This is a genomic window from Stenotrophomonas sp. STEN087 (genome assembly GCF_056759115.1).
The window spans coordinates 90,466-111,925 of sequence record NZ_JBRRCR010000002.1 but is presented as its reverse complement, the minus strand read 5'-3'; the positions used below and the strand labels follow the sequence as shown (position 1 = coordinate 111,925).

Genomic DNA, 21,460 nt, shown 5'->3' with positions numbered 1-21,460 from the left:
ACCAGCGCCATCGCCTAGAATGGGCGCATGCCGCACTCGACCGACGCTCCAACGCATGCCCTGAAGGCCGACAGCTTCGGCCGCATCCTGCTCGTGCAGGGGCCGCAGGGCCCCTTCGTACGCCGCGACCTGGGCGCAACGCCGCTGTGGCTGCGCGTGCCGGCGTGGTGGCTGGCCCGCCGCGAAGCACGCGCGCTGCGCCATATCGAGGGCATGGCCGACGTGCCGCAGCTGCTGGACTGGGATGGCCGCCACCTCGACCGCAGCTTCATGGCCGGCGATGCCATGTACCAGCGTCCGCCGCGTGGCGACCTGGCCTGGTTCCGTGCTGCGCGGCGCCTGCTGCAGCAGCTGCACCGGCGCGGCGTGGCCCATAACGACCTGGCCAAGGAGGCCAACTGGCTGGTGACCGAGGACGGCCGCCCGGCGCTGATCGACTTCCAGCTGGCGGTGATCGGCAACCCGCGCTCGCGCTGGATGCGCCTGCTGGCCCGCGAAGACCTGCGCCACCTGCTCAAGCACAAGCGCATGTACTGCCGCGAGTCGCTCACCCCGGTGGAGAAGCGCGTGCTCAAGCGCACCTCCTGGGTGCGCGAGCTGTGGTTCGCCACCGGCAAGCCGGTCTACCGCTTCGTCACCCGCCGCATCCTGCATTGGGAAGACAACGAAGGGCAGGGGCCGAAGCCGTGACCGCCGCGCAGGTGGTGACCGCGCCGCCGAGTGCGGCCAGCGTGCTGCGCGCGCAGCTGCCCGGCGCCAGCTTCGTGCACGCCTGCCAGGTCCATACCCGTCGCGATGGCCGCAGCGCGTTGCAGGCCTACCGCGATATGGCCGCGACCATCCCCGGCTGGTTCGATGGCCTGATGGCGCTGCGCAACCGCGGCATGCGCCTGCTCGGCATGAAGGACCTGGGTTCGTTGCGCGCGGTGCAGGACACCGTCGCGCCGCGACCGGGGCAGCGTCTGGGCATCTTCACCCTGCAGTCGCTGGATGAGGATGCCATCGTGCTGGAAGACAACGACCGCCACCTGCGCGTGCAGCTTGCGCTGCAGTGGCAGGGCGACGTGCTGGAAGTGGCCACCGTCGTGCATACCCACAATGCGTTTGGGCGGGTGTACATGCTGCCGGTGGCGCCGGTGCATCGATGGATCGTGCCGCACCTTCTGAAAAAGCAGGTGCAGGCCTACGACTGAAGACGGGATCTGTTGCGAAGCGTCGAGCCGGCCCGCGTGGTGCGGGTGCGCATGCGGACGCAAGGGGATGGCGTGAATCAATTCGTTGTCTGGCAGGGCCGCGCGGCCCAGGAGGGGGGGGGTGTCAGTCCGTGCAAAGCAGAAGTGGGACATCGGAAGCGTCTTTCTGCTTCCGCTTGAGGATGGCGATTCGTGTGTTGGCCAGGTCATCGGGCGTGAGGCGCACGTTCTGAATAGTGCGGTGATCGTTCTATTTGATTTCAAAGGCGCCTGGGCCGGTGGGGACATCCCCCCTCTGGGGCTGGATGCACTGTTTTCGGCCGTTTTTGTAACCCGCGATCTGCTGGATTCGGGGCGTTGGAAGGTGGTCGATCTTCGCGATACAGGGGGCGTGGTCGACGCGGCCCCCTATGAGACGCTGCGCAGGAGCGGATTCATTGGCGCCAGAATTCGAGGCTCGGGGATCGTGGAAGAGTTTGCAAATGCCTTCTATGGTCTTGCGCCTTGGGATGACTGGTATGTGCCGGACTATCTTGATGCCTTTCTGATTTCGGCGGAAAAGAAGCCGACTGATCGTCTTGTGTACTCGGGAAGGCACCCGGTATAGATGAAGGGGGTGCCTGTGCATCGATGGCTGAATGACTCATCAAGGAAGATCACATGAGGGGACGCGTATGGATCATGGCCGTTGTGCTGTGCGGAGTGTTGATTGCCTGCAAGGGCAGTAGTCATGACAACGTTGCTGCCGCGTCCGTTGACCGCTGCACGCATCGCATGTCGGTTGGGGCCTGTGTGGTCTCCGCGGTCGAGTTGTTCTCTGCTCCAGATGCATTTGAAGGACGGAGCGTCTCGGTCGTTCTCTTCTATCCCGGTCATGGCGCCAAGGTTCTGTTCGCAAGCCACGATTCCGCAGAGATCAACGACCTGGCTTCAGCCATCGTTTTTTTCAGGGTGGAGGACCAGCGGGAGCCGTTGCTTGAAGCGGGCTACTACCGCGTCAAGGCCATGTTCCAGCGCTCGCCGAAGATCGTTGTCGGTGACGGCGTTGTTCCCGAGCATGTCGTCGCTGGAAGATTCGCGGACCTGGAAAACGTCGAGCGGTTGCGGACGCTCACAGGCATGCGTGAATTCTGCGCCGAGTACAAAGACTGTTCGATCTCCTACTCGGATGGCGTCCTGCCGATACCTCGAACAGGTCCAGCAAACGATTCACCTGGCCATCCGGAATAAAGTAATGGTGATGGATTTTCTGGTTCTCTCCGCGCCTGTTGCCGTTGCTTTCACTTTCATATATCTGGTCGAGCTGAGGATGTTCCTTGCAAGGCTGCGGTTGGAGCTGCCGGACGAATGGCGCAATATGGGATCGCCGACTCTGGGCTACGCGTCGCGTAGTGTTGTCATTCCTCTTGTGCTGGGGGAATTGAAGCAGTTCGCGTTGCTTTCTTCGACGCAGCGAGCGCGTGCCAGGCGTTTGCGGGCTTACGTTACGGTCTTGTTTCCCTACTACATCGTCTGGATTCTGCTGGTGCTGTTCCGGAGAGAGTTGGGGTTGATTGGATAGCGCTGGATGATGCGGGCCTCTCGCGGCCCGACGCGCTGATTTCCGCATCAGGCAATTGATTGGGGTGATCCATGTGGTACTGCGCGCACGCCATTTTTTACTACGAATGCGAAGGGCAGGACTCGATTCTTATCCATGAGAACGTCTATCTCCTCAGTGCGGATAGCGAAGAGCAAGCTCTCGACAATGCGAAAGCGCTTGCCTCTGACTATGAGGATCTGAGCGGCCGCCTGATGGGTGAAGACGGTAGACCGTCCCTCTATCGATTCGCCGGAATCCGCAAGCTGATATCAGTAGAGACTGATGAGGACACTGCCGAGGGACGCCTGCACTCCGGTGTGGAGGTTACGTACTCTGTCATGGCGGTGGATACGTTGGATCAGGTGAGACGTCTTGCCCGTGGTGATGCCATCGAGGTTCTGTACCAGGAGTAGAGTCGAGCTTGCCCGACTGAAGGGCCAGGAGTAGAGCCGAGCCTGCTCGACTGAGGCGCCAGGAGCAGTCGAGCAAGCTCGACTCTACGGCAGGTGCCACGTCTTGCCTGTCGCCGGGCATGGCCCGGCGCTACCTCAAGGGCACGCTCCGGATCGGTAGCGCCGGGCCATGCCCGGCGGGTACGCAACGTTATGGCATCACGGCGCCGCCGGCACCACCTGCTGGCCGATGAAGTTGCGCTTGCCATCGAAGTCATAACCGATCTGCAGCTGGCCGACATCCGGGCAGGCATGGCAGTCGCGCAGCGGCGTGCGGTACAGCAGGCGGATGCCGCCGCCATCGAGCGGTGCCGTGCCTGCTGCCTGTGCGGGCGCGAACGGCGTGGCCTGCGGATGCGCGGCCAGCACCGCCTGTACCCCCGGGTCGGCGCGCAGGGTGTCGTCCAGCTGCACCGCGTCGACATCGATGCGCTTGCCGCCGGCATCCACCAGGCGCGTGCCCTCGTTGGTGTTGGCGCGGAACGGATACTCCACCGTGGCCACGCCCAGGCCATCGTGTTCATGCCAGGCCGTCACGTAGGCCAACTCGCCGCCGGTGGACAGCTGGTCTGCAGCGGCCACGGCATCGGCGCTGGCGCCGGCGGACTTCATCGTCTCGGCCAGGCACTCGCGCGTTGCGCTGTTCTCACCCTGCCGGCATGCGTTGAGGTCGCCATCCCAGACCACCGACTCGCTCCAGCGCAGTGAGCCATCGGCGGCCTTGCTGGCGGCGGGCGCATCACCCGTGGCGGGTTCGGTGCCGGGTTCCGGCGCACGGCCCTGGCAGGCGGTGAGCAGGGCCAGGCCCAGGGCAGGCAGCAGCAGGCGGGAACGGCGCATGGCGTGTACCTCGTGCGTGTGACTGGGGCGCCAGTATCGTCAACGCGCGGTGAACTCCGCGTCGGCGCGGCATACTAGCGGCTCATTGCATACGCTGGAGTGTGGAACGTGGGCAGTCTGCAGGGTAAAACCCTTTTCATCACCGGTGCCTCGCGTGGTATCGGCCTGGCCATCGCACTGCGCGCGGCGCGCGACGGCGCCAACGTGGCCATCGCCGCGAAGTCGTCGGTGCCCAACCCGAAGCTGCCGGGCACCATCCACAGCGCCGCCGAAGCAGTGACCGCGGCCGGCGGCCAGGGCCTCGCCCTGAAGTGCGACATCCGCGAAGAGGACCAGGTGAAGGCGGCCGTGGCCGCCACGGTGGATACCTTCGGTGGCATCGACATCCTCATCAACAACGCCAGCGCGATCTGGCTGCGCGGCGCGCTGGATACGCCGATGAAGCGGTTCGACCTGATGCAGCAGGTCAATTCGCGCGGCAGTTTCCTGTGCGCGCAGGCCTGCCTGCCGTACCTGCTGCAGGCGCCCAATCCGCACATCCTCACCCTGGCCCCGCCGCCCAGCCTGGAACCGAAGTGGTGGGGACCGCATACCGGCTACACGCTGGCCAAGATGGGCATGAGCTTCGTCACCCTCGGCCTGGCTGCGGAGTTCGGCCCGCAGGGTGTCGCGGTCAATGCGCTGTGGCCGCGCACGGTCATCGCCACCGATGCGATCAACATGATCCCCGGTGTGGATGCGGCCGGCTGCCGTACGCCGCAGATCATGGCCGATGCGGCGCACGCGGTACTGGTGCGCGAGGCCGCCGGTTTCCATGGCCGCTTCCTGATCGATGACGAGGTGTTGGGCGAAGCCGGGGTGACCGATCTGTCCGGGTACGCCGTGGACGCGTCGCGCCCGCTGCTGCCGGACCTGTTCCTGGATTGATCGGCGGCGCGTGCTTCTGAGGCAGTGGTCAAGGATGGCCACTGCCCGGGTTGGGTAGAATGGTGGCTGGAACCGTTTTCATCAGCCGTCTCAACAAGGAAGTTTCCCTATGCGACCGATGCTTCGCGCGGCCACCCTGGCTGCTTCGCTGTCCCTCGTCCTGGCCGCCTGTGGTGGCAAGCCTGCGGCCCCGGCCGATGCCGCCGACACTGCAGGCAAGGGAGAAACGGCGGCCGTCGACGCCGATGCCGACCAGGCCCTGATGGCCAAGCTCAACGGCTACATCGAGTGCTACAACGATGTGGACCGCAAGATCCATGCGGGCATCGGCCCGTACACGGTGTGGATGAAGGACCCCAAGGCCGGCCCGACCGGTCGCGAGCAACGCCCGATTGGTCCGCCGGACCTGACCGCCAGCGACCTCAAGGGCTGTGACACGGCGCTGCCGGAAGCCATCGCCGCGCAGCCGTCGCTGCCGGAACTGGACAAGGCCGCGCAGGGCTATCTCGATGCACTGCATGCACTGCAGCCGATCACCCACGAAGCGGCCGACTACTACCAGCGTGATGACTACGAAGACGATGGCTTCGCGCGCGGCAAGGCGCTGCATGCGCCGTTGATGTCTGCATTCAGCACCTTCGTCGAAGCCAGCGGCGTGTTCAGCGATGCGCTGGATGCCGAGAACGATCGCCTGCAGGATTCGCAGCTGGCCAAGGTCGAAGCGCAGGAAGGCCGCACCCGCAACTTCTACCGCCTGGCGATCATGCGCGATGCCAAGGCGCTGATGGACCTGATGGCCGAAGACAGCTTCGACGTGGCCGAAGCGCGCCGGCGCCTGGATGCGTTCAACGCGATCTCCGATGAGGCCCACGCCAAGGTGGCCGAGCAGGAGCCGGGCAAGCTGGACTGGAACAGCTTCGAGCGCACCGCCGAGGATTTCCGCCGCGCCAGCAAGGAGCGCCTGAAGCGCGTCGCGGACAAGACTCCGTACAGCGATTTCGAGCAGCGCATGCTGGACACCACGCTGGCGCCGCAGGGTTCGCCGGGCAAGCTGATGCAGGAATACAACTCGCTGGTCTTCCAGAGCAACCGCCAGTAAGGCGACCTACTGTTTTTTTTTGCAAGCAAGGAATTGAATTGAACGCTTCTGTACGTGTACTGCCGGTGCTGCTGCTGGGCGCCGTGGCCGGCCTGGCCGGTTGCAACAAGTCCACCGGCCTGTCGCTGGCCGATCCCAGCCTGGCCAAGGTCAACGCCTACATCGAGTGCTACAACGGCGTCGAGCAGCCCATCCACGAGGGCTTCGAGACGTACACCGGCTGGATCAAGGATGTCGAAGCCGGCCCGACCGGCAAGGAAGCGCAGCCGCGCTCGCCGGGCAAGGTGTTGTCGCACCGCGTGGAGTATTGCGGCCAGCCGCTGACCGACGCGCTGGCGCTGACGCCGGCGATCCCGATGGACGCGCCGGTGCGTGACTACCAGCAGGCCTTCCAGGCCCTGTACGCGAAGATCGAGCAGGCCGATGGCTACTTCAGCCGCGAGGAATTCCGCCGCGATGGTGGCGAAGGCATGCGCAGCCAGCACGCACCGCTGATGCAGGCCTATGCGGCCTTCTTCAAGGCCAGCGACGCACTGGACGTGGCGCTGGAAAAGAACGAGGAAGACCGCCGTGCCGCGCAGCTGAAGCAGATCGAAGAGAGTGAGGGCCGTTCGCCGGCTTACTACCACCTGCGCCTGGTCGGCGACGGCAAGCAGCTTGCGGTGGCCTTCCAGGATGAAAAGCCTGACGTCGCCGCGCTGCGCACGCGCGTGGCGGATTACGAGGCACTGGTGAAGGAAATGCAGGCCGCCGGCATCGGCAAGGACGACCCGATGTGGGGCCATGTGCAGCGCTCGGCCGACATGCTGATCCGCAAGGCCGGCCGTGGCATCGAACGCATCGAGCAGGGCAAGCCGATCAGCGCCGAAGGTCTGGCCGCCGAGCGCAAGGCATCGGGCAGCTGGCTCACTTCGGCCCCGGAAGGCGCGCAGTCGGACATCCTGGACGCGTACAACGACCTGGTGACCACCAGCAACCGCATGCATTGACGAGTACCGACTCTGGTGGGTGCGGACCGTTGGTCCGCACTGTGCCGGTGCTCATCCACGCATGGCGTGGATCTACTTGAAGGTATCCGGCAGGGCACTGCCGCACCGGCGGCAATGGCGGGCGTCGGGCTCGTGGCCTTCCAGCCCGCACTGCGGGCAGCCACGTGCATCCCGGCGCGCGGCCATGTCGGCCTCGCGCATGGTGCTGGCCAGCTCGGCGGTGTAGATGCCGGTGGGCACGGCGATGATGCTGTAACCGATCAGGATCAGCACCGAGGTGACGAAGCGGCCCAGCACGGTCTGCGGCACGATGTCGCCGAAGCCGACCGTGGCCATGGTCACCACTGCCCAGTACATGCTGGCCGGGATGTTGCTGAACCCATGCGCAGGGCCCTCGATGATGTACATCAGGGTGCCGGCGATGATCGTGATGGTGATGACCGTGAACAGGAACAGCAGGATCTTGCGCCGGCTGCGCCACAGCGACTGCAGCAGCACGCCGCTTTCCTCGATGTAGCGGGTCAGCTTGAGGATGCGGAACACCCGCAGCATGCGCAGCGCGCGCACCACCAGCAGGCTCTGCGCGCCGGGGATGAACAGTGACAGGTAGGCCGGCAGGATCGACAGCAGGTCGATGATGCCCCAGATGCTGACCGCGTAGCGCAGCGGCCGCTTCACCACCGCCAGGCGCAGCAGGTACTCGATCGTGAACAGGGCGGTGAAGCCCCACTCGATGACGTACAGCCAGTCCGACCATGCCACGTGCAGGTGCTGCACGCTGTCGATCATCACCACCAGGATGCTGGCGATGATCGCCACCACCAGGATCAGGTCGAAATTGCGGGACGGCCGGGTGTCGTGGCGGTAGATGATGTCGAACCAGGTCCGGCGCCAGCCGGAAGCGGTGGCGGGGTTCAGCTGGGGGGCGGAAAACGGGCGCATCCGCACATTGTGCCGCAGGGGCTGGGGGGCGAGAATGGGGGGTCCTGAACCCAATCCACTGCCATGACCGCCGCTACCGATCCGTTGATCTCCCTGTCGCACTACTACCTGCCGGTGTACAAGCCCCGCCAGGTGGTGTTGGAGCGAGGCCAGGGCGCCCGCGTGTGGGACAGCCAGGGCCGCGAGTTCATCGACCTGGCCGCCGGCATCGCCGTGTGCGGGCTGGGCCATAACGACCCGGACCTGGTGGCTGCGCTGGTCGAGCAGGCCGGCAAGCTGTGGCACACCAGCAACGTCTTCTACAGCGCGCCGCCGCTGCACCTGGCCGAGGAACTGGTGCAGGCCAGCCGCTTCGCCGAGCGCGTGTTCCTGTGCAATTCCGGCGCCGAAGCCAACGAAGTGGCGATCAAGATGGTCCGCAAGTGGGCCTCCAGCAAGGGGCGCCCGGCCGACAAGCGCGTCATCATCACCTTCCGCGGCAGCTTCCACGGCCGCACCATGGGCGCGGTCACCGCCACCGCCCAGCCGAAGTACCAGGAAGGCTACGAGCCGCTGCCCGGTGGTTTCCGCTACATCGACTTCAACGATGAAGTGCAGCTGGAAACCGCGATGGCCGCCGGCGACGTCGCTGCGGTCATGCTCGAGCCGGTGCAGGGCGAGGGCGGCGTGATGCCGGCCAAGTCCGGCTTCCTCAAGCGCGTGCGTGAGCTGTGCGACCAGCACGATGCCCTGCTGGTGCTGGACGAGATCCAGGCCGGCATGGGCCGCACCGGCACCCTGTTCGCGCACTGGCAGGATGACGTGGTGCCGGACATGGTCACCCTGGCCAAGGCCCTCGGCGGCGGCTTCCCGATCGGCGCGATGCTGGCCGGCCCGAAGGTGGCTGAAACCATGCAGTTCGGCGCCCACGGCACCACCTTCGGGGGCAACCCGCTGGCCGCGGCCGTCGCCCGCGTGGCCCTGCGCAAGCTGGCCTCGCCGGAGATCGCCGCCAACGTCAGCCGCCAGTCGAAGGCGCTGCGCGATGGCTTTGACCGCATCAGCGAAGAGTTCGGCGTGTTCAGTGGCGTGCGTGGCCGCGGCCTGATGCTGGGCGCGGTGCTGAGCCCGGCCTTTGCCGGCCAGGCCGGTGCGATCCTCGACCATGCCGCCGACCAGGGCCTGCTGACCCTGCAGGCCGGCCCGGACGTGCTGCGCTTCGTGCCGTCGCTGAACATCACCGACGAAGAAGTGGCCGAAGGCCTCAAGCGCCTGCGCGCGGCCGTTGCCGCGTTCGTCGCCGCGCGCTGATCCTGACGCTGGGGTCGGATCCCTCTCCTGCGGAGAGGGCTCTGACCCCCGGATCATCGTACCGCGTAGCGCTTCAACACCTTCCCCAGCCCACGCCCGTCACGCACCGTTTCCGCGTGCAGGCCGGCCGCGCGTGCGCCGCGCACGTTGGCGAACAGGTCATCGACGAACAACGTGTGCGCAGGCGCAACCTGCAGCACGTCGAGCACGCGCTGGAACACCGCCGGCTGCGGTTTGCGCAGGCCGAAATCGGCACTGCAGAACACCCGCCCGTGCAGCGCAGGAAACAGGCCCGGCAGCAGCTGGGGCAGCGCCTGCACCATCAGCGCGCCATTGTTGGTCAGTACCGCCAGCGGCACCTGCAGGTGCTCCAGGCGCTGCAGCACCGCGTCCTGCGGATGGCTGGCGGCCTGGCGTGCGGAGGTCCAGGTCTGCGCATCCACGGTGTGGCCCAGCAGTTCGCCAAGGCGCGCCAGATAGGTCGTGCCATCCAGCGCGCCGCTGTCGTGTGCCGCTTCCAGCCCACTGTCATACAGCGCCGCCTGCACGGCATCGGCGCTCACGTCCAGCGCCTGCGCCAGATGCAGCACGCGCTGCGCGCGCTGGTACTGCACCAGCACGCCGTCCACATCCAGCAGCAACAGGTCGATCCGCATGGCCTGAGCATGCCATTGCCATAGAAGCGCGAACACCCTGCCGTGCGCATGCGACAGACGGTCGCAGCCGGTGGCGCATGGCCCTGCCTAGAATGGTCGGTGAACCCGCAGGAGACGCAACGATGAAGGCTTGGATGGTGGCAGTGGGACTGGGTGCGCTGATGCTGGCGCCGTCGGCGATGGCACGCGTGTGTGCGGTGAGCATTGACAGCACGGACCAGATGAGCTTCAGCACGCGCCAGATCAAGGTGGCTGCCGACTGCAGCGAAGTGGACCTGACCCTGCGCCACACCGGCAAGCTGGCGGCCACGGCGATGGGCCACAACTGGGTGCTGACCCGCACGGCCGACTACCAGCCGGTGGCGATGGCCGGCATGCGCATGACTCTGGCCGACAGCTACCTGCCCAAGGCCGACAAGCGCGTGCTGGCGCACACCAAGGTGATCGGCGGCGGCGAAACCGCGCGTGTGCGTTTCTCGACCAAGGGGCTGCAGAAGGGCGGCGATTACACCTTCTTCTGCTCGTTCCCCGGCCACTTCGCGATGATGAAGGGCAGCTTCGTTTTCGGTTGATTGCAGCCACGCATGGCGTGGCTCTACTGGTGGAACGGTGCGCGCAGTCTGGTAGATCCACGCCATGCGTGGATACGGTGCCCCGGCAATGCGTGGTAGATCCATGCCATGCGTGGATGCCGTACCCCGGCAATGCATGGTAGATCCACGCCATGCGTGGATACGGTGCCCCGGCAATGCGTGGTAGATCCACGCCATGCGTGGATGCCGTACCCCGGCAATGCGTGGTAGATCCACGCCATGCGTGGATGCCGTACCCCGGCAATGCATGGTAGATCCACGCCATGCGTGGATGCCGTACCCCGGCAATGCATGGTAGATCCACGCCATGCGTGGATACGGTGCCCCGGCAATGCGTGGTAGATCCATGCCATGCGTGGATACGGTACAAGGCGGTGCCAACCAGGGTTGGCACCAACCGGGCGTGGGCTCAGCCCTTGGCGGCCTTGAACGCGATGCGGGCGGCGGCCAGAGTGGCTTCGATCACGGCATCGTCGTGCGCGCTGGACATGAAGCCAGCCTCGTACGCCGACGGCGCCAGGAACACGCCCTGGTCCAGCATCGCGTGGAAGAAGCGGTTGAACGCCGGGATGTCACAGGCGGTGGCCTGCGCATAGGTCTCCACCTTTTCGCTGGTGAAGAACAGGCCGAACATCGCACCCACGCGGGTGGTGGTCACCGCCACGCCGGCTTCCGCGGCGGCCGCTTCCAGGCCTTCGCACAGGTGCGCGGTGCGCGCCGCGAGGTCGTCGTGGAAGCCCGGCTGCGAGACCAGTTCCAGCATCGCCAGGCCGGCGGCCATCGCCACCGGGTTGCCGCTCAGCGTGCCGGCCTGGTAGATCGGGCCGGCCGGGGCGATCTGCTGCATCAGCTCGCGGCGGCCGCCGTAGGCGCCCACTGGCATGCCGCCGCCGATGATCTTGCCGAAGGTGCTCAGGTCCGGGGTGATGCCGTAGTGCGCCTGCGCGCCGCCCAGGGCCACGCGGAAGCCGGTCATCACTTCATCGAAGATCAGCAGGGCGCCGTACTGCGTGCACAGCGCGCGCAGGTGCTGCAGGTAGCCGTCGCGCGGCGGGATGCAGTTGGCGTTGCCCACCACCGGTTCGATGATCAGGCCGGCGATCTCGCTGCCCTGTGCTTCGAACAGCGCGGTGGCGGCGTCGAAGTCGTTGTAGGGCAGGGTCAGGGTCAGTTCGCTCAGGCCGGCCGGCACGCCCGGCGAGGTCGGCACGCCCAGGGTCAGCATGCCGCTGCCGGCCTTGACCAGGAACGAATCGCCATGGCCGTGGTAGCAGCCCTCGAACTTGACGATGCGGTTGCGTCCGGTGGCGCCACGGGCCAGGCGGATGGCCGACAGCGTGGCCTCGGTGCCCGAGTTGACCATGCGCACCATCTCGCAGGACGGCACCAGGCGGGTGATGGTCTCGGCCATGGTCACTTCGGCCGCACAGGGCGCGCCGAAGGACAGGCCATTGTCGATGGCCTTCTTCACTGCCTGGCGCACGGCCGGGTGGTTGTGGCCGACGATCATCGGGCCCCAGGAACCGACGTAGTCGATGTAACGGTTGCCATCGACGTCGTACAGGTAGGCGCCATCGGCGCGCTCGACGAAGAACGGCTCGCCGCCGACGGACTTGAACGCGCGCACCGGCGAATTGACGCCGCCCGGCAGCAGCTGCTGGGCGCGGGAGAACAGGGCGTGGGACTGGTCGTGGTTCATGGGGCTTTCCTGGGTGTTACGCGAACTGGGCGAGGAAGGCGCGCTGGGTCGCGACCGGGTCCTGCGCGGCATAGATGCCACTGACCACGGCCACCAGGTCGGCGCCGGCATCGATGATGGGACCGACATTGTCCGGCGTCAGGCCGCCGATCGCCACCCGCGGCACACCCAGTGCGGCGCTTTGCCGCAGCAGGTCGGTGTGGGCGCGGCTGCTGGTGACCTTGGTGGTGGTCGGGTAGAAGGCGCCGAAGGCCACGTAGCTGGCGCCAGCGGCCACGGCCTTTTCGGCGTTGGCCAGCTGGTCGTAGCAGGACGCGCCGATGATGGCGTCCGGGCCGAGCAGGGCGCGCGCGCTGGGGATGTCGCCGTCGGTGCCGCCCAGGTGCACGCCGGCCGCGCCCACGGCCTGGGCCAGTGCCGGGTCGTCGTTGATGATGAGCGGCACGCCGTGGACGGCGCACAGCGCCTGCAGGGCGACGGCCTGTTCCTGGCGCAGCTCGTCGCTGGCGGTCTTGTTGCGGTACTGCAGCCAGGTAGCACCGGCGGCCAGCAGCGGCGCCGTGCGCGCCAGCAGGCGTGCGGTATCGGGTTCATCCGGGGTGATCAGGTAGACGCCGCGGGGCGCCGGGGAAGCAGAAGTCATCGATGGCTACCGGTGAGTGGGCCGCGATGGGACAATGGCGGCCCGTGAATCCAGCCCTGATTATCCGATGAGCGACGCCACCCCCACCACCTTGCGTACCTGGATGTGCGTGGTCTGCGGCTTCATCTACCGCGAAGCGGACGGCCTGCCCGAAGAGGGCATCGCCCCGGGCACGCGCTGGGAGGACATTCCCGAGACCTGGACCTGCCCCGACTGCGGGGTGACCAAGGACGATTTCGAGATGGTCGAGATCGACTGAGCGCGGGTGGGTGCGGACCGTTGGGGTGGGTGCGGACCGTTGGTCCGCACAGCGGTAAATCAATGCAGCCGCGGCATCGGCCCGCCGAGGTCGATCAGCTTCTCGCGCAGCCACTGCGCATCGTTGGCCTCGGGGTTGCGGCGCAGGTACTGGCCCAGGTCGTGGCGGGCGCCGGCCACGTAATCCAGCTGCAGGTAGGCCAAGCCCCGGTCGCGCAGGGCATCGTCCTGTTCCGGGGCCAGCTTCAGCAGGCGGTCGGCACTGCGCGCGGCACGGTCCCACTCGCTGGCTTCGGCATACACGCCGTGCAGGTTGCGCAGCATGCGGATCAGGATCGCGCGGGTCGGCGCCGGGTCGAGGATCTGCGCCAGCACCTGGTCGTCCGGGGCCTGCCCGCCGAGGTGTGACTTGGCGCGCTCGCGCAGTTCGTCCACGTCCAGCGGGCGACCGCCGTTGAACGGGTCCATCACCAGCACGCCGTCGTCCACCGGCAGGCGCACCAGGAAATGGCCGGGGAAGGACACGCCATCCAGCGGAATGCCCAGGCGCCGGGCGACTTCCATCTGCACCAGGGCCAGCGAGATGGGGTTGCCCAGCCGGCGCTCGAACACCTGGTTGAGGTAGCTGTTGCGCGGGTCGTAGTACTCCTGGTGGTCGCCGCTGTAGCCCAGTTCGTCGAACAGGTGGCGGTTGACCGCGGCCATCTTCAGCGGCCAGCGCTCGATGGTGTCCACTTCCGCGCGCAGGTGGTCGACATGGCTCTGCACCAGCGCGTCGTACACGCCAGGCTGCAGGTCGGGGTATTCATCGCGCGCGATCAGCAACGCGGTCGGCAACAGTGGCAGCGCCTCGTCATCGACGTCGGCCAGTGCATCCCAGTCGGGGAGTGTGATCCGGTCCTGCATGGCCACAGACTGGAGGCAATCGCAGGCGGTTTCAAGAGGTGTGGCGTGAAAAGAACCGCGCCATGAAGAAACGGGGTCAGAGCCCTTTCGCGCGCGAAAGGGATCCGACCCCTGATTCCGACCTCGGGTGCCGGGCGCAGCCCGGCCAACCCTTATTTCTCGATGCCCGGGCCGAAGGTCAGCGGCGTGCCGTCCTTCAGCTTCAGCTTCTCGGCCTGGCCGGCGTTGAGCTCCAGCACGTAACGCGCCGGGCCACCGCTCGGGTAGGGCGGGCACATGTCGCCGGCCGAGCACGGCGGCACGTCGCGCTGCTGGCTGACCAGCTTGCGCTCGCTGTCGAAGTACAGGATGTCCAGCGCGATCTTGGTGTTCTTCATCCAGTACGCCTGCATTTCCTCGCGGTCGTGGATGAAGAGCATGCCGTTGTCGGCCGGCATCTGGTCGCGGAACATCAGCCCGCGGGCGCGGGTTTCATCATTGGTGGCCAGCTCCACCTGGTACCGGGCGCCGTCCAGCTCCACCCAGTGGCGGGCGGCATCGGTGGCGCAGCCGGTCAGGGCCAGCAGGGGGAGGATCAGCAGCGAGCGCAGCGACATGTCAGCGTCCTTCGGGAAATTCAGAGCACGACCGGCGGTTCGCCGCCGACGATCACCACATCGGCGCGACGGCGCGCGAACAGGCCGACGCAGACCACGCCCGGCAGCTGGTTGAGCTCGCGCTCCAGCTTTTCCGGATCGGTGATCTCCAGGTTGTGGATGTCCAGGATCTGGTTGCCGTTGTCGGTCACCACGCCCTCGCGCCAGGTCGGCTGGCCGCCGGTCATGTCGCGGATCTGGCGGGCCACCAGGCTGCGCGCCATCGGGATCACTTCCACCGGCAGCGGGAACCTGCCCAGCACCGGCACCTGCTTGCTCGGGTCGACGATGCAGACGAAGCGCTCGCTGGCCTCGGCGATGATCTTCTCGCGGGTCAGCGCGGCGCCACCGCCCTTGATCAGGCACTTGTTTGCATCGCACTCATCGGCGCCGTCCACGTACAGCGACAGGCTGCCGGCGTGGTTCAGTTCGATCACCTCGATGCCGTGCTGCTTCAGGCGGGCGGTGCTCTGTTCGGAACTGGACACCGCGCCCTTGATGCGGTGCTGGATGCGGGCCAGGGCATCGATGAAGTAGGCAACGGTGGAACCGGTGCCGACGCCGACGATCATGCCGTCCTGGACGTATTCGATGGCTTTCTCGGCGGCAAGGCGCTTGGCTTCGGACATGGGAGGACTCTCAGGCAGGGAATCAGGATTTCTTTTCGAGCGACAGCAGCAGCTTCCACTGCGCGGCCGTCACCGGGAACACCGACAGGCGGTTGCCCTTGGCAACCAGCGGGAAGCCCTCGCCGAGTTCGTCGGCGTGCAGCTTGATCTCGTCCAGCGCGATCACCTGCTTCAGCTTGCGCTCGAAGCGCACGTCCACCAGCATCCAGCGCGGGTTTTCGCGCGTGCTCTTGGGGTCGTGGTAATCGGACGTCGGGTCGAACTGGGTGTCGTCCGGGTAGGCCGCGCTGGCCACCGTGGCCAGGCCGACGATGCCCGGCACCTTTGTATTGGAGTGGTAGAACAGGATGCCGTCGCCGACCTGCATGGCGTCGCGCATGAAGTTGCGCGCCTGGTAGTTGCGCACCCCGTTCCAGGGCTCGACCTTCACCTTGGCCAGGTCATCGATGGAAAAAGCGTCCGGTTCGGACTTCATCAGCCAATAGCGCTTGCGGGCGGTCATGCGTTCACGGGGGCAGCGGAGGGGAACAGGGTGCCGTCTTCGGTACAGATCGCATCCACCGGCACGTCCCACGACGCCACCGGCAAGGACTCGACCTGCTGCACCGCGAACGCAGCACCGACCAGCCAGGGCGGCGCCGGCCGGTCGTGGCGGAGGGCGAAGCTGCGATCATACCAGCCGCCCCCCATGCCCAGCCGCCGGCACTGGCTGTCGAAGCCGACCAACGGGGTCACCACCAGCGCCATCTGCGCCGGTTCGAGGGTGTCTTCCAAGGCCACGTCCGGTTCGGGAATGCCGTAGCGGTTGCTGGTCAGCGGCTGGCCGGGCCGCCACGGCGCGAAGCGCAGCACCTCGCCGGCCAGCACCGGCAGGCAGTAGGTCAGGCCTTCGGGCAGCTGCAGCTGCCAGCGGTGCAGGGCGATCTCGCCATCCAAGGCCCAGTAGCCGGCCACCGGGCCGGTGCGCGGGGCGAAGGGCAGGGCAAGCAGGGCATCGGCCAGCGATTCGGCGGCGGCGATGCGCGCGGGCGCGGAAAGATCGCGGCGGCGTTGCCGCAGGTCGTGGCGCAGGGCCTGGCGCGGGTCGGTCATGGCAGCGTGCGGCGGGGGAACAGCCGTCATTGTGCCGGAAAGAACAAGGGCGACGCCCGAAGACGCCGCCCTTGCTGGAATATTGCATTCTCCGCAATGTCGATGCATGCGAAACGACCTTGAACCCGGGGGCTCAAGTGGGAACGCTGGAGAACCATCGGGCTTCCCGCTACAAGGCGGACCTGCACTCCCGGCGCTGTCGCGCTCCCGGTGTCGTTCTTAAGGGACAAGGCGAATGTTTGCACATGCCGTCGAGTACCGCAGAGAACGCGTCGCCATTATAGCCAGCGCGCAGGATCTGGATAGGCCGTTCGTCGGCAACAGTACGTGCCAATTCAGTTATGAAAAGACGCGATGCGCGCGCTCCTCACGTGCTGCTGTCGATCGCGCGGTCCAGCCGCCGGTTCAGATCGGCCAGCGTCTGCTGCAGGGCCACCGCCTGGCGGGCGTTCTCGTCGCGCAGCAGCTGCAGCTCGTGGGCCAGGTTGAGCGCGGCCAGCACGGCCACGCGGTCGACGGCAGCCATCCGGTTGCTGCCGCGGATCTCGCGCATGCGCGCATCGAGCAGGCGCGCGGCGGCCATCAGGCTGTCGCGTTCATCGCCACCGACGCCCACCGTGTATTCACGATCGAGGATGCGGACACTGACCGGTTCGGCGCTCATGTGTGCTGCTCCAGGGATTTGAGCCGGCTGATCATCGCTTCCACCCGCGAGCGGGCCTGCTCGTTCTTGGCCAGCAGCGTCGAACGCTCGGTCACCAGCTGTTCCTGCTGGTGGCGCAGGCTGCGGTTCTCCTCGGCCAGGCGCTGGTTGCGTTCAAGCAACGCTTCCACGCGGGCGGCGAAGGCCTGCAACTGGGCAAGGGGGTCGGCTGGTTCCATGCCGCACGATAGGCAAGCCGGGCAAGGGCGGTCAAGCGTTGCCGCAGCAGGGCCGGGCTGCCACGGGGAGGACCCGGTTGGGTTGCTACACTACCGGGCTCACGGGCGCGCGCGTGCGCACCCCGGGTTTCCCTTACGAACGAGCCGCACGATGACCGAACTTCCCTCCGTCGACGACGTTTCCCGCGCCAGCCAGGAACTGGGCCTGGGCGCCACCGCTGCCGAGCTGCACGGCGGCCTGTGCGGCTGGCTGGCCGCCGGCGGCGCCCCCGGCAATGACTGGCCGGCACGCGTGCTGGCCGACGACAACCTGGCCCCGGTGCCTGACGGCAGTGCGCTGGCGCAGCTGCTGGAAGCCACCATCAAGCAGCTGGAAGACCGCGACTTCGCCTTCGAACTGCTGCTGACCGACAACGACGACGTGGCCGCGCAGGCCGACGCGATGTTCGCCTGGACCCGCAGCTTCCTCGGTGGCTTCGGCCTGGGCAGCGGCGGCCGCCGCCCGACCCTGTCCGAAGAGGGCGAGGAAGCGCTGACCGACATGGCGAGCCTGGCCCGTGCCTCCAGCGAGGATTTCGAGGCCGGTGGCGAGGACGACGACGAAGCCCTGTCCGAGATCGAGGAGTTCATCCGCGTGGCGGTGCTGCTGCTGCACGGTGACGTGGTACTGGCCGCGCGCCACCGCCAGCGCCTGAACTGATGGATATCAAGCAGCGCACCGGCATCGCGGCCGGCGAGTACAAGCGTCGCCGCCGCCAGCTGATGGACATGGCCGGCGACGACGCGATCCTGGTGCTGCCGGCCGCATCGGAGAAGGTGCGCAGCCTGGATACCCATTACCCGTACCGGCAGGACTCGGACTTCCAGTACCTGAGCGGCTTCCCGGAACCGGAAGCGGTGCTGGTGCTGATTCCCGGCCGCCGCCATGGCGAGGCCATCCTGTTCTGCCGCGAGCGCGATGCCGAGCGCGAAGCCTGGGACGGCGGTCGTGCCGGCCAGGACGGGGCGGTGGCGCAGTACGGCATGGATGATGCCTACCCGATCGATGACCTGGACGACATCCTGCCGGGCCTGCTGGAAGGGCGTTCGCGCGTCTATTACCACTTCGGCCGCGATGCGGACTTCGACCTGAAGCTGATCGGCTGGGTCAACCGCGTGCGTTCGCAGGTGCGCCACGGCGCGCAGCCGCCGCATGAGTTCCTGGAGCTGGGCCACCTGCTGCATGAGCAGCGCCTGTTCAAATCCGGTGCGGAAGTGGCGCTGATGCACCACGCCGCGCAGATCAGCGTGCGTGCGCACCTGGCCGCGATGCGTGCGGCGAAGGCGGGAATCCATGAGTATGAGCTGCAGGCCGAACTGGAGCGCGTGTTCCGCGCGAGCGATGCGGTGCCGGCCTACAGCAGCATCGTCGGTGCCGGCCGCAACGGCTGCATCCTGCATTACCGCGACAACAACGCGCGTTCGCGCGATGGCGAGCTGGTGCTGATCGATGCCGGTGCCGAGTACCGCGGCTACGCCAGCGACATCACCCGCACGTTCCCGGTGAATGGTCGCTTCAGTGCCGAGCAGCGCGCGCTGCACGACCTGGTGGGCGAGGCGCAGGCGGCAGCGCTTGCGCAGGCCAAGCCGGGCGTGGCCTACGAGACCGGTCACCTGGCGGCAGTGCAGACGCTTACCGAAGGCCTGCTGCGGCTGGGCCTGCTGAAGGGCACGCTGGAAAAGAACCTGGCCGAGGGCCTGTACCAGCGCTTCTACCGGCACAAGACCGGTCACTGGATCGGCCTGGACGTGCACGACGTGGGCGATTACCGCCTGGCCGGCGATTCGCGCCTGCTGGAGCCGGGCATGGCCTTCACCATCGAGCCGGGCCTGTACATCGGCGCGGATGACACGACGGTGGAACCGCGCTGGCGCGGGATCGGCATCCGTACCGAGGATGACGTGCTGATCACCGATGACGGCCATCGCGTGCTGACCGAGGGGCTGGCGCGGAGTGCGGACGAGATTGAAGCGGTGATGGCGGGTTGAGGGTTTCTGGGTAGCAGGGCTTGCAGCCCTGCACCTGTTGGTAGTGCCGGCCGCTGGCCGGCAACCTCAAGATCAAGAGCCGAAGCGGCATTCCGTGGGATGGCGGGGCACTGTGGGTTTGCGGGGACGCCGTAAACCCATCCATGGGGGCTTGGTTGCCGCATCCATGCGGCTCACACCCCGCAAACCCACAGTGCCCCGCCTTCGACAGTTGGCCGGCGGCTGTTGGAACCTGCTGTTGGTGGGTGCCGACCGTTGGTCGGCACATCTGTCGGACATCGAATGAATCATCCACGCGTGGCGTGGATCTACCGGCGCGCGCGGCTGTTGGTGGGTGCCGACCTTGGTCGACACGATTTTTCTGTCAGATATCGCATGAATCATCCACGCATGGCGTGGATCTACTGGTACGAGCGGTTGTTGGTGGGTGCCGACCGTTGGTCGGCACATCTGTGGGATATCGAATGAATCATCCACGCATGGCGTGGATCTACTGGTAGGTGTCGACCTTGGTCGATACAGAGCGAGCGCAGCGAGCGATCCGCTTTTGGTTTTCTTTTTCTTTTCCGTGGCTGGCCGCGCACGGAAATTGTCCGTGGCCGGGCGGATGGGTTGCGCAGGGGCGTGAGCCGCATGGATGCGGCGACCGAGCTTACATGGACGTACTTGCAGCGTCCCCTGCGCAGCCCATCCGCCCGGCCAGGCGTCAGTAATCGCGCCGCACCCTGCGCCCAGCCACGAGGGGCTCAGCCGTTGGCTGCCGCAAACTCCGGACGCGTCAGGTTGTCCGCTTCGCCCTCGGTGCACAGCACTTCGTCTTCGATGCGGATGCCACCATACGGGCGGAAGAAGTCCACGCGGTCCCAGTTGACCGCATCGCCATGGCCGGCAGCCTTCACTTCGTCCAGCAGCATGTCGATGAAGTACAGGCCCGGTTCGATGGTCACCACCATGCCCGGTTCCAGCACGCGGGTCAGGCGCAGGTAGGGATGGCCGGCCGGGCGCTCGATGCGGCCGCCTTCCTCGCTGGCCGCGAAACCGGCCACGTCGTGCACCTGCAGGCCGATCAGGTGGCCGATGCCGTGCGGGAAGAACGCGGCACTGACGCCGGTTTCCAGCGCGGTCTGCGGCGAGACCTTGATGACGCCGAAGTCCTTCAGCACGCCCATCAGCGAAAGATGCGCATCCACGTGCAGCTGCTTGTAGTCGAAGCCGGCACGCACCGCCGCGCACATCTGCTGCTGGGCCGCGTCCACGGCCTCGATCATCGCGGCGAATTCGTCGTGGCCCTTGGCCGCGTAGGTACGGGTGATGTCGCTGGCGTAGCCGTGCGCGCTGGCGCCGGCATCGATCAGGAAGCTGCGCAGCGGCTGCGGTGCAGTGCGGCCCAGTTCGGTGTAATGCAGCACCGCGGCGTGTTCGTTCAGCGCAACGATGTTGCCGTACGGCAGCTCGTTGGCATCCTGGCCCACGGCCTGGCAGTAGGCCATGTGGATGTTGAACTCATCGGCGCCATTGCGGAACGCCGCCTCGGCAGCACGATGGCCGCGCACGCCCAGCACCTGCGCCTGACGCATCAGTGCGACCTCGTACGGCGTCTTGTAGGCGCGGTGCCATTCCAGGTAATTCACCACCGGCGCCGGGTTGTTCGGCACGTAGGCACCCAGCGCGCTCTGCGGCTCGCCGAGGATCGCGCAGCGCGACGGATCGGCCGGCAGCAGGGCCAGCGCCTCTTCCGGTTTGCGGATGATGTGGATGTCGAAGTGCTCCACCCACCAGCCGCTGGGGGCGTCCGGCACCACGTGCCAGTAATCGAACGGCTGGTGGAAGATCACCGCCGGACGCTTGCCCGGGGTGAACACCACCCAGCTGTTGGGCACGCGGGTGAGCGGCAGCCACGCCTTGAACTGCGGGTTCACTGCGTACGGGTAATCGCGATCGTCGAACATCTGGTAGTGCAGGGTGCCGCCGGGCACCACCAGGTGGTCGAAGCCGCCGCGGGCCAGCGCCTGTTCGGCGCGTCGGCACAGCACGGCCAGGTGGTCGGAATACAGGGCGCCAGGGTCTTGCTGGATCATTGCGGTGGCTCGACACGGAAAACGGCCCTAGATTCTGCCGCATACCG

Annotated in this window: 27 protein-coding genes and 1 other RNA gene; 14 read left to right on the top strand and 14 right to left on the bottom strand. The window is 66.8% G+C overall.

All coding sequences use genetic code 11. The annotated features are described in order from the left end of the window. Positions 1 to 27: 27 nt before the first annotated feature. The 6 genes from ACVOK1_RS01230 to ACVOK1_RS01205 all read left to right on the top strand — a co-directional run bounded on the left by ACVOK1_RS01230 (position 28) and on the right by ACVOK1_RS01205 (position 3,188). Positions 28 to 690: a serine/threonine-protein kinase gene (locus ACVOK1_RS01230; protein ID WP_367380255.1), complete on the top strand. Its 663-nt coding sequence runs from the start codon at positions 28 to 30 to the stop codon at positions 688 to 690. Further along, positions 687 to 1,193 (top strand): DUF2867 domain-containing protein, encoded by a 507-nt coding sequence (locus ACVOK1_RS01225; protein ID WP_481560811.1) that lies wholly within the window; start codon positions 687 to 689, stop codon positions 1,191 to 1,193. The genes ACVOK1_RS01230 and ACVOK1_RS01225 overlap by 4 nt, the downstream gene beginning before the upstream one ends. Positions 1,194 to 1,314: 121 nt before the next feature. Next, on the top strand, positions 1,315 to 1,800 hold the full coding sequence (locus ACVOK1_RS01220; RefSeq protein ID WP_481560810.1) for a hypothetical protein: 486 nt from the start codon (positions 1,315 to 1,317) through the stop codon (positions 1,798 to 1,800). A gap of 53 nt (positions 1,801 to 1,853) precedes the next feature. Further along, positions 1,854 to 2,423 carry a hypothetical protein gene (locus ACVOK1_RS01215; RefSeq protein WP_481560809.1) on the top strand — a complete coding sequence of 190 codons (570 nt, stop codon included), beginning with the start codon at positions 1,854 to 1,856 and terminating at the stop codon, positions 2,421 to 2,423. 4 nt (positions 2,424 to 2,427) lie between these two features. Further along, entirely contained in the window at positions 2,428 to 2,754 is a 327-nt protein-coding gene (locus ACVOK1_RS01210; RefSeq protein WP_481560808.1) for a hypothetical protein, read from the top strand. A gap of 71 nt (positions 2,755 to 2,825) precedes the next feature. Further along, complete coding sequence (locus ACVOK1_RS01205) at positions 2,826 to 3,188, top strand: DUF4288 domain-containing protein (RefSeq protein WP_481560807.1); 363 nt, start codon at positions 2,826 to 2,828, stop codon at positions 3,186 to 3,188. A 198-nt stretch (positions 3,189 to 3,386) separates the two neighbouring features. Here ACVOK1_RS01205 and ACVOK1_RS01200 read toward each other — a convergent pair whose 3' ends face one another. Then, the gene (locus tag ACVOK1_RS01200) at positions 3,387 to 4,067 is read right to left on the bottom strand and encodes a hypothetical protein (RefSeq protein ID WP_481560806.1); all 681 of its coding nucleotides are present in this window, start codon (positions 4,065 to 4,067) and stop codon (positions 3,387 to 3,389) included. 108 nt (positions 4,068 to 4,175) lie between these two features. Here ACVOK1_RS01200 and ACVOK1_RS01195 point away from each other — a divergent pair, with 108 nt between their 5' ends. From ACVOK1_RS01195 to ACVOK1_RS01185, 3 genes are all read left to right on the top strand, one after another. Further along, a complete protein-coding gene (locus ACVOK1_RS01195; RefSeq protein WP_164074017.1) occupies positions 4,176 to 4,994 on the top strand; it encodes an SDR family oxidoreductase in 819 nt (272 codons plus the stop codon). Positions 4,995 to 5,103: 109 nt separating this feature from the next. Beyond that, on the top strand, positions 5,104 to 6,093 hold the full coding sequence (locus tag ACVOK1_RS01190) for a YiiG family protein (protein WP_481560805.1): 990 nt from the start codon (positions 5,104 to 5,106) through the stop codon (positions 6,091 to 6,093). Between the two features lie 38 nt (positions 6,094 to 6,131). Beyond that, a complete protein-coding gene (locus tag ACVOK1_RS01185; RefSeq protein WP_481560804.1) occupies positions 6,132 to 7,082 on the top strand; it encodes a YiiG family protein in 951 nt (316 codons plus the stop codon). A 72-nt stretch (positions 7,083 to 7,154) separates the two neighbouring features. Here ACVOK1_RS01185 and ACVOK1_RS01180 read toward each other — a convergent pair whose 3' ends face one another. Next, a complete protein-coding gene (locus tag ACVOK1_RS01180) occupies positions 7,155 to 8,024 on the bottom strand; it encodes an ion transporter (RefSeq protein ID WP_406234826.1) in 870 nt (289 codons plus the stop codon). Between the two features lie 63 nt (positions 8,025 to 8,087). On the opposite strand from ACVOK1_RS01180, the gene ACVOK1_RS01175 reads away from it, so the two are divergent. Further along, complete coding sequence (locus ACVOK1_RS01175; RefSeq protein ID WP_200752079.1) at positions 8,088 to 9,314, top strand: acetylornithine transaminase; 1,227 nt, start codon at positions 8,088 to 8,090, stop codon at positions 9,312 to 9,314. Positions 9,315 to 9,367: 53 nt separating this feature from the next. Here ACVOK1_RS01175 and ACVOK1_RS01170 read toward each other — a convergent pair whose 3' ends face one another. Continuing rightward, complete coding sequence (locus ACVOK1_RS01170) at positions 9,368 to 9,970, bottom strand: HAD-IA family hydrolase (protein WP_481560803.1); 603 nt, start codon at positions 9,968 to 9,970, stop codon at positions 9,368 to 9,370. Between the two features lie 122 nt (positions 9,971 to 10,092). On the opposite strand from ACVOK1_RS01170, the gene azu reads away from it, so the two are divergent. After that, on the top strand, positions 10,093 to 10,542 hold the full coding sequence (gene azu, locus ACVOK1_RS01165) for an azurin (RefSeq protein WP_108769889.1): 450 nt from the start codon (positions 10,093 to 10,095) through the stop codon (positions 10,540 to 10,542). A 430-nt stretch (positions 10,543 to 10,972) separates the two neighbouring features. Here the strand turns inward: azu and hemL are convergent, their stop codons facing one another. Further along, positions 10,973 to 12,262 (bottom strand): glutamate-1-semialdehyde 2,1-aminomutase, encoded by a 1,290-nt coding sequence (gene hemL, locus ACVOK1_RS01160; protein ID WP_481560802.1) that lies wholly within the window; start codon positions 12,260 to 12,262, stop codon positions 10,973 to 10,975. A 16-nt stretch (positions 12,263 to 12,278) separates the two neighbouring features. Further along, positions 12,279 to 12,905 carry a thiamine phosphate synthase gene (gene thiE, locus ACVOK1_RS01155; RefSeq protein ID WP_481560801.1) on the bottom strand — a complete coding sequence of 209 codons (627 nt, stop codon included), beginning with the start codon at positions 12,903 to 12,905 and terminating at the stop codon, positions 12,279 to 12,281. Positions 12,906 to 12,939: 34 nt separating this feature from the next. On the opposite strand from thiE, the gene ACVOK1_RS01150 reads away from it, so the two are divergent. Further along, on the top strand, positions 12,940 to 13,164 hold the full coding sequence (locus ACVOK1_RS01150; protein ID WP_108769886.1) for a rubredoxin: 225 nt from the start codon (positions 12,940 to 12,942) through the stop codon (positions 13,162 to 13,164). 59 nt (positions 13,165 to 13,223) lie between these two features. Here ACVOK1_RS01150 and ACVOK1_RS01145 read toward each other — a convergent pair whose 3' ends face one another. From ACVOK1_RS01145 to ACVOK1_RS01110, 8 genes are all read right to left on the bottom strand, one after another. After that, complete coding sequence (locus tag ACVOK1_RS01145; protein WP_108769885.1) at positions 13,224 to 14,069, bottom strand: SirB1 family protein; 846 nt, start codon at positions 14,067 to 14,069, stop codon at positions 13,224 to 13,226. A 152-nt stretch (positions 14,070 to 14,221) separates the two neighbouring features. Next, entirely contained in the window at positions 14,222 to 14,665 is a 444-nt protein-coding gene (locus ACVOK1_RS01140) for a DUF192 domain-containing protein (RefSeq protein ID WP_108769884.1), read from the bottom strand. 20 nt (positions 14,666 to 14,685) lie between these two features. Continuing rightward, the gene (gene rpiA / locus ACVOK1_RS01135; RefSeq protein WP_116865168.1) at positions 14,686 to 15,333 is read right to left on the bottom strand and encodes a ribose-5-phosphate isomerase RpiA; all 648 of its coding nucleotides are present in this window, start codon (positions 15,331 to 15,333) and stop codon (positions 14,686 to 14,688) included. A 22-nt stretch (positions 15,334 to 15,355) separates the two neighbouring features. Beyond that, positions 15,356 to 15,835, bottom strand: a complete 480-nt coding sequence (locus ACVOK1_RS01130; protein WP_481560800.1) for an EVE domain-containing protein — start codon at positions 15,833 to 15,835, stop codon at positions 15,356 to 15,358. Next, positions 15,832 to 16,425 (bottom strand): 5-formyltetrahydrofolate cyclo-ligase, encoded by a 594-nt coding sequence (locus ACVOK1_RS01125; protein ID WP_481560799.1) that lies wholly within the window; start codon positions 16,423 to 16,425, stop codon positions 15,832 to 15,834. Before ACVOK1_RS01125 ends, ACVOK1_RS01130 begins: the two co-directional genes overlap by 4 nt. Positions 16,426 to 16,509: 84 nt before the next feature. Next, positions 16,510 to 16,695: non-coding RNA, 6S RNA (gene ssrS, locus ACVOK1_RS01120), on the bottom strand. Positions 16,696 to 16,792: 97 nt separating this feature from the next. Beyond that, positions 16,793 to 17,089, bottom strand: coding sequence for a cell division protein ZapA (locus ACVOK1_RS01115; RefSeq protein ID WP_108769880.1), 297 nt, complete (start codon positions 17,087 to 17,089; stop codon positions 16,793 to 16,795). Further along, positions 17,086 to 17,307 (bottom strand): TIGR02449 family protein, encoded by a 222-nt coding sequence (locus tag ACVOK1_RS01110; protein WP_108769879.1) that lies wholly within the window; start codon positions 17,305 to 17,307, stop codon positions 17,086 to 17,088. Before ACVOK1_RS01110 ends, ACVOK1_RS01115 begins: the two co-directional genes overlap by 4 nt. A gap of 151 nt (positions 17,308 to 17,458) precedes the next feature. On the opposite strand from ACVOK1_RS01110, the gene ACVOK1_RS01105 reads away from it, so the two are divergent. After that, positions 17,459 to 18,007, top strand: a complete 549-nt coding sequence (locus ACVOK1_RS01105) for a UPF0149 family protein (RefSeq protein WP_108769878.1) — start codon at positions 17,459 to 17,461, stop codon at positions 18,005 to 18,007. A 5-nt stretch (positions 18,008 to 18,012) separates the two neighbouring features. Further along, positions 18,013 to 19,335 carry an aminopeptidase P N-terminal domain-containing protein gene (locus ACVOK1_RS01100; protein WP_108770745.1) on the top strand — a complete coding sequence of 441 codons (1,323 nt, stop codon included), beginning with the start codon at positions 18,013 to 18,015 and terminating at the stop codon, positions 19,333 to 19,335. Positions 19,336 to 20,081: 746 nt separating this feature from the next. Here ACVOK1_RS01100 and pepQ read toward each other — a convergent pair. After that, the gene (pepQ, locus tag ACVOK1_RS01095; protein ID WP_481560798.1) at positions 20,082 to 21,413 is read right to left on the bottom strand and encodes a Xaa-Pro dipeptidase; all 1,332 of its coding nucleotides are present in this window, start codon (positions 21,411 to 21,413) and stop codon (positions 20,082 to 20,084) included. Between the last annotated feature and the right edge of the window lie 47 nt (positions 21,414 to 21,460).

Bases quoted from the DNA above. Each gene is read 5' to 3' on its own strand.
- ACVOK1_RS01150 (WP_108769886.1), top strand. From the start codon at position 12,940: ATGGCGGCCCGTGAATCCAGCCCTGATTATCCGATGAGCGACGCCACC.
- ACVOK1_RS01205 (WP_481560807.1), top strand. From the start codon at position 2,826: ATGTGGTACTGCGCGCACGCCATTTTTTACTACGAATGCGAAGGGCAG.
- ACVOK1_RS01145 (WP_108769885.1), bottom strand. From the start codon at position 14,069: ATGCAGGACCGGATCACACTCCCCGACTGGGATGCACTGGCCGACGTC.
- azu (WP_108769889.1), top strand. From the start codon at position 10,093: ATGAAGGCTTGGATGGTGGCAGTGGGACTGGGTGCGCTGATGCTGGCG.
- ACVOK1_RS01175 (WP_200752079.1), top strand. From the start codon at position 8,088: ATGACCGCCGCTACCGATCCGTTGATCTCCCTGTCGCACTACTACCTG.
- ACVOK1_RS01180 (WP_406234826.1), bottom strand. From the start codon at position 8,024: ATGCGCCCGTTTTCCGCCCCCCAGCTGAACCCCGCCACCGCTTCCGGC.
- ACVOK1_RS01210 (WP_481560808.1), top strand. From the start codon at position 2,428: ATGGTGATGGATTTTCTGGTTCTCTCCGCGCCTGTTGCCGTTGCTTTC.
- thiE (WP_481560801.1), bottom strand. From the start codon at position 12,905: ATGACTTCTGCTTCCCCGGCGCCCCGCGGCGTCTACCTGATCACCCCG.
- hemL (WP_481560802.1), bottom strand. From the start codon at position 12,262: ATGAACCACGACCAGTCCCACGCCCTGTTCTCCCGCGCCCAGCAGCTG.
- ACVOK1_RS01105 (WP_108769878.1), top strand. From the start codon at position 17,459: ATGACCGAACTTCCCTCCGTCGACGACGTTTCCCGCGCCAGCCAGGAA.
- ACVOK1_RS01190 (WP_481560805.1), top strand. From the start codon at position 5,104: ATGCGACCGATGCTTCGCGCGGCCACCCTGGCTGCTTCGCTGTCCCTC.
- ACVOK1_RS01110 (WP_108769879.1), bottom strand. From the start codon at position 17,307: ATGGAACCAGCCGACCCCCTTGCCCAGTTGCAGGCCTTCGCCGCCCGC.
- ACVOK1_RS01230 (WP_367380255.1), top strand. From the start codon at position 28: ATGCCGCACTCGACCGACGCTCCAACGCATGCCCTGAAGGCCGACAGC.
- ACVOK1_RS01130 (WP_481560800.1), bottom strand. From the start codon at position 15,835: ATGACCGCCCGCAAGCGCTATTGGCTGATGAAGTCCGAACCGGACGCT.
- ACVOK1_RS01200 (WP_481560806.1), bottom strand. From the start codon at position 4,067: ATGCGCCGTTCCCGCCTGCTGCTGCCTGCCCTGGGCCTGGCCCTGCTC.
- rpiA (WP_116865168.1), bottom strand. From the start codon at position 15,333: ATGTCCGAAGCCAAGCGCCTTGCCGCCGAGAAAGCCATCGAATACGTC.
- ACVOK1_RS01125 (WP_481560799.1), bottom strand. From the start codon at position 16,425: ATGACCGACCCGCGCCAGGCCCTGCGCCACGACCTGCGGCAACGCCGC.
- ACVOK1_RS01140 (WP_108769884.1), bottom strand. From the start codon at position 14,665: ATGTCGCTGCGCTCGCTGCTGATCCTCCCCCTGCTGGCCCTGACCGGC.
- ACVOK1_RS01170 (WP_481560803.1), bottom strand. From the start codon at position 9,970: ATGCGGATCGACCTGTTGCTGCTGGATGTGGACGGCGTGCTGGTGCAG.
- ACVOK1_RS01115 (WP_108769880.1), bottom strand. From the start codon at position 17,089: ATGAGCGCCGAACCGGTCAGTGTCCGCATCCTCGATCGTGAATACACG.
- ACVOK1_RS01215 (WP_481560809.1), top strand. From the start codon at position 1,854: ATGAGGGGACGCGTATGGATCATGGCCGTTGTGCTGTGCGGAGTGTTG.
- pepQ (WP_481560798.1), bottom strand. From the start codon at position 21,413: ATGATCCAGCAAGACCCTGGCGCCCTGTATTCCGACCACCTGGCCGTG.